At 74.3% G+C, this 4,866-nt stretch carries 4 protein-coding genes and 1 pseudogene; 3 read left to right on the forward strand and 2 right to left on the reverse strand.

Translation table 11 applies throughout. The features are described from left to right. Both EDJALFJO_RS33920 and EDJALFJO_RS00425 read right to left on the reverse strand, forming a co-directional pair. Positions 1-915: pseudogene (locus EDJALFJO_RS33920) on the reverse strand (hypothetical protein); the annotation flags it as partial. Next, positions 893-2,959: a flagellar biosynthesis protein FlhA gene (locus EDJALFJO_RS00425; protein ID WP_088281094.1), complete on the reverse strand. Its 2,067-nt coding sequence runs from the start codon at positions 2,957-2,959 to the stop codon at positions 893-895. The gene EDJALFJO_RS00425 and the pseudogene EDJALFJO_RS33920, both read right to left, overlap by 23 nt. A 253-nt stretch (positions 2,960-3,212) precedes the next feature. On the opposite strand from EDJALFJO_RS00425, the gene EDJALFJO_RS00430 reads away from it, so the two are divergent. The 3 genes from EDJALFJO_RS00430 to EDJALFJO_RS33150 form a co-directional block, all read left to right on the forward strand. Continuing rightward, positions 3,213-3,791 (forward strand): hypothetical protein, encoded by a 579-nt coding sequence (locus tag EDJALFJO_RS00430; protein WP_088281096.1) that lies wholly within the window; start codon positions 3,213-3,215, stop codon positions 3,789-3,791. Between the two features lie 32 nt (positions 3,792-3,823). After that, positions 3,824-4,429: a hypothetical protein gene (locus EDJALFJO_RS00435; RefSeq protein WP_088281098.1), complete on the forward strand. Its 606-nt coding sequence runs from the start codon at positions 3,824-3,826 to the stop codon at positions 4,427-4,429. Beyond that, a partial coding sequence (locus EDJALFJO_RS33150; protein ID WP_143448199.1) for a S26 family signal peptidase occupies positions 4,426-4,866 on the forward strand: 441 nt, incomplete at its 3' end. The genes EDJALFJO_RS00435 and EDJALFJO_RS33150, both read left to right, overlap by 4 nt.

The following is a 4,866-nucleotide window of genomic DNA, read 5'->3' on the forward strand; positions in this document are numbered from 1 at the left end:
CCCTGCGCTCCGACGTCCGGCCCGCCGGCTCTCGACGGCGGCCCGGATGACCGCCTCGGCGGCGGCCTGCTCCTCGGCGAAGGCGCGCTCGGCGTCCGCCTGGGCCGCGTCGGCCCGGTCGGCGGCGATCCGCTCGTCGACGGCCCGGGCGGCGGCCGCCGCGACCGGCTCGGTCCACGGCACGACGCCGTCGATGCCGTTGGCCGCGCTGAGCGCGGCGATGCCGTGCGCCGGGGTCGGGACGCCGGCCCACCAGCCGGAGGCCGGGCCACCGGCCCCGGCCTCGGGCTCGCTGGGGGCCGGGGAGGACTGCGGCAGGTAGCGCTCGAACGCGGAGCGGGCCCGGGCGCCGGCGAGGGCGTTCGGCGGGCCGCTGCGGACGTCGACGCTGTCGTCGGGGCCGGCGGGGCGACCGGCGGTCCCACCGGCGGCGGCGCGCTCGGCGGCGCTCACGCGGTCGGCCAGGCCGAGGAGGCCCTCGGCGGCGAGCATCCCCGGCTCGGGGGTGCGGTCCTGCGAGAGCGCGGCGACGAGCGCGGCGACCTGCTCGTCGTCCGCCTCGTCGTAGGCCCGCACCGGACGGCCGGGCGGCCGACCCTGCGGCTGCCGGCCCGGCTGCTGACCCTGCTGGCGGTCCTGCTGGCGACCCTGCGGACCGGCCTCCTGCTGCCCGGGACGACGCTCCGCGGGCGTGCCGACGGCCCCGGCGGCGGCTGTGCCGTCCGGGTCCTGCACCTGCACCGCGTCCGGGATCTCGACCGCGACCTCGAAGTGCTCCCGGGCGAAGAAGCCCATGAAGCCGCCCTGGCGGACCTTCTCGGCGCGGAGGATGCGCGCGTTCGCGCCGCCCTCGGCCGCTGCCCGCAGGAGCAACGCCTCGAGGTCGTCCCCCTCAAGCAGCAAGTTCGTGGCCACGGCTCACCTGTCCGATGGTCTCGATCGACGGCACCCCCGAGGTCTCAGCAAAGCCGATCACAGGCAGTGTGGGAAGGCTGCCACGCAGTAACCGGCGAAGCGGTAGTCGAAGTGGTCCCGCCACGAGCAGGACCGGGGTGAGGCCGTTGTTCTCCGCCTGGGTCACGAGAGAGGCCAGATCCTGGACGATCCGGCTCGCCGACCGGGGGTCCAGGGCCAGGACGACGCCCTGCTCGCCGGCCCGCATCGCCTCGGCGCACTCGGTCTCGACGCCCGGGTCGAGGGTGACCGCGTGCAGCGTGCCCTCGGTGAGGTACGGGGAGGTCAGGGCCGGTCCGAGGGCCGCGCGGGCGGACTCGAGGAGCGCGTCCGGGTCCTGGGTGGAGCGGGCCCGCTGGCCGACGCCCTCGAGCACCCGGCCGAGGTCGCGGATCGAGACCTGCTCGTCGAGGAGCCCCTGGAGCACCCGCTGGACGCTGGCGAGGGGCAGCAGCCCGGGGACGAGCTCCTCGACGGTCGTGGGCCGCTCGGTCTTGAGGACGTCGACGAGCTCGCGGACGTCGTCCAGGGAGAGCAGCCGGCTCGCGTGCCGGCGGACCATCTCGGCGAGGTGGGTCGTGACGACCGCGGCCCGCTCGACGAGCGTCGCGCCGACGACCTCCGCGGTGGCGCGGTTCTCCAGCGCGACCCACACGGCGGGCAGGCCGAAGACCGGCTCGGTCGTGCGCCGTCCGGGGAGCATGTCCGGCGCGTCGCCGATGGCGAGGATGTGGCCGGGCGGCGCCTCGCCGGCCGCCGCCGTCACGCCGCCGATCCGGATCTCGTAGGTGCCGGGGGCCAGCATCGCGCCGTCCCGGGTGCGCACCGGCGGCAGCACGATGCCGAGGTCGAGCGCGGTCTTGCGGCGCAGCGCCCGGACCCGGTCGAGCAGGTCGCCGCCGCGGGCCGGGTCGACGAGGTCGATGAGGTCGGGGGCGAGGAGCAGCTCGAGCGGGTCGACGCGCAGCGACTCGGTGATGGGGTCCGGCGCGGGGTTGTCGCCGGGGCCGGGGGCCGCGGGCAGCGCGATCTGGCCGGGGATCGTGCCCGGGGCCCCGCCGATGTCGTCCGGCGGCGGCGTCCGGAAGGCCGCCACGAGCAGCCCGCCGCCGGCGATGAGGAACGGGATCTTCGGCATCCCCGGCACGAAGCACAGGCCGACGAGCGCCAGGCCGCCGATGCGCAGCGCCTCGCGGTGCCGGGAGAGCTGCCGCACGAGGTCGTTGCCGACGTCCCCCTCGCCCGTCGAGCGGGTGACGATGACGCCCGTCGCGACGGACATGAGCAGCGCGGGGATCTGCGAGACGAGCCCGTCGCCGACGGTGAGGAGGCTGTAGGTCTGGATCGACTCGCCCGGGGCCATGCCCTTCTGGAGCATGCCGATCGCGAAGCCGCCGACGAGGTTGACGAGGGTGATGATGACGGCGGCGACCGCGTCGCCCTTGACGAACTTCGTGCCACCGTCCATGGCGCCGTAGAAGTCGGCCTCCGCGGAGACCTCCTTGCGGCGGCGGCGCGCCTCGTCCTCGTCGATGAGGCCGGAGTTGAGGTCGGCGTCGATCGCCATCTGCTTGCCGGGCATCGCGTCGAGGGTGAAGCGGGCGCCGACCTCCGCGACCCGGGCCGCACCGTTGGTGACGACGGTCAGCTGGATGATCACGAGGATCGCGAAGACGACGAGACCGATGACGAGCGAGCCGCCGATGACGATGTGGCCGAACGCCTCGATGACCTTGCCGGCGTAGCCGTCGCGGAGCACGAGCCGGGTCGAGGAGACGTTGAGCGCCAGGCGCAGGATCGTGCCGACGAGGACGATCGTCGGGAAGACCGCGAAGTCCAGCGGCTTGCGCACCTGCATGGCCACGAGGAGGACCACGAGGCTCATCGCGATGTTCGCCGCGATGAGCAGGTCGAGCAGCGCTGCCGGCAGCGGGACGACCATCATGATGACGACGAGCACCACGATGATGGGTACGGCGAGCCGGGCGACGCGGCTGGACGGCATGCGGTGGACCTCTCCCTGGGGCGCGCGTTGCGAGGATCCGTGCGCGCTGGTGCAGCCGTCCGTGGCTGTCCTGCTCATCGACCGGATCGCCGGAACCCTTGAGACGCCCGTCCGGGTGAGGGGGTCACCCGTCCGGGCGTTCCTGCTGCGTCCTGGGGCCTGCCTGCTGAACTCCCGGCCGCGCCTGCCGATAGGAGCAGTGTCGGACCGTTGCGCCAGGAGGGTGCGCGGACGGGAGAAGGAGGGGAGCACGATGAGCGGATCGTCGCGCCGGCGCACCGGAGCGGTCGCCGTCGCAGCGGCGGTCGTCGCAGGTCTGCTCGGCTCCGGGGCCTTCGTGTGGCAGGGCACCAACGCCGCGTTCACGTCGACGACGAACAACGGGGCCAACAACTGGACCGCCGGCGCCGTGACCATCAGCGACGACGACTCCGGGACGGCGCTCTTCAACGCGACCGGACTCGTGCCCGGCTCCACCGGCAGCAAGTGCATCAAGGTGAGCTACACCGGGAACGTCGCCGCGAACGTCAAGCTCTACGTCGCGTCGTCGTCGGGCACGCTCGCCCCGTACGTCGACCTCGTCGTCGAGGAGGGCAGCGGCGGCACGTTCTCGAGCTGCACGGGCTTCTCCGGCACGACGATCTACTCGGGCACGCTGTCGAACATGGCCTCGACGAAGACGGCCTTCGGCAGCGGCGTCGGCAGCTTCGCGCCGACGACGAACACCGACACCAAGGTCTACAAGTTCACCTACACGCTCAACGCCTCGACGCCCGACAACATGCAGAGCGCCACCTGCGCCGCGACCTTCCAGTGGGAGTCGCAGGCCTGACCCGGGCCGGCGACGACGGAAGGGAGCGGCGGATGGCCACCCCGGCGGGCCTCACGCGCCGGTCCCGGGCGCAGAACGCGAGGATCGTGCTCGCCGGCCTCGTCGTGGGCGTCCTCGGCAGCGGCACCTTCGTGTGGCAGGGGACGAACGCGGCGTTCACGGCGTCGACGGCCAACGGCGCGAACTCGTGGTCGTCGGGCACCGTCGCGCTCTCGGACGACGACGCGTCGACCGCGCTGTTCACGGCCGGTCCCGTCGTCCCCGGCGAGACCGCGTCCCGCTGCATCGCCGTGACCTACGGCGGGTCGGTCGCCGCGACCGTCCGGTTCTACGCGACGTCCGTGTCCGGGTCGCTCGGGCAGTACCTGGGAGTCGTCGTCGAGCAGGGCGTCGGGGCGGGCAACGTCGGGTCCGCGGCGGACTGCACGGGCTTCGCCGGGACGACGATCTGGTCGGGCTCGCTCACCTCGCTCGGGACGACGGCCCACGACTTCGCCACGGGCGTCGGGTCGTTCGCCCCGACCGGGCCCGCGCAGGTGCAGGTCTACCGGATCACGTGGACCGTGGACCCCGCCTCCGGTGACGCCCTCCAGGGCACGGCGGCGACGGCGACCTTCGTCTGGGAGGCGCAGTCGTGAGCCGAGCCACGGCCGCCGGCCCGGCAGCCGGCACGGCCGCCGGCACGCTGCGCCGTCCGCGCCGGCGCCGCGGCCCCGGGCTGCTGCTGCAGAGCCTCCAGCTCGCCTCGATCGCCTACCTCGCGTCGGTCGGCGGCCTGCTCTGGTGGTCGCACGCGCCGATGCTCGTCGGCTGGCAGCCCAAGGTCGTGCTCACCGGCTCGATGCTGCCCGTCATCCGCCCCGGGGACGTCGCGCTCGTCGGCCCGGGCGACGCCCACGGCGAGGCCCTGCCCCCGGGCCGGATCGTGCTCGTCACCGACCCGGGCCGGGAGAGCGGCACCTACCTGCACCGCGTCGTCCGGTACGAGAAGAACGGCTTCCTCGTGACGAAGGGCGACGCCAACCCGACCGAGGACCACCCCGCCGTCGACCCGGACCGGGTGCGCGGCCAGGTC

The sequence above is a fragment of the Kineosporia sp. A_224 genome (assembly GCF_002198655.1).
In the GTDB taxonomy this organism is placed as follows: Bacteria; Actinomycetota; Actinomycetes; order Actinomycetales; family Kineosporiaceae; genus R-H-3.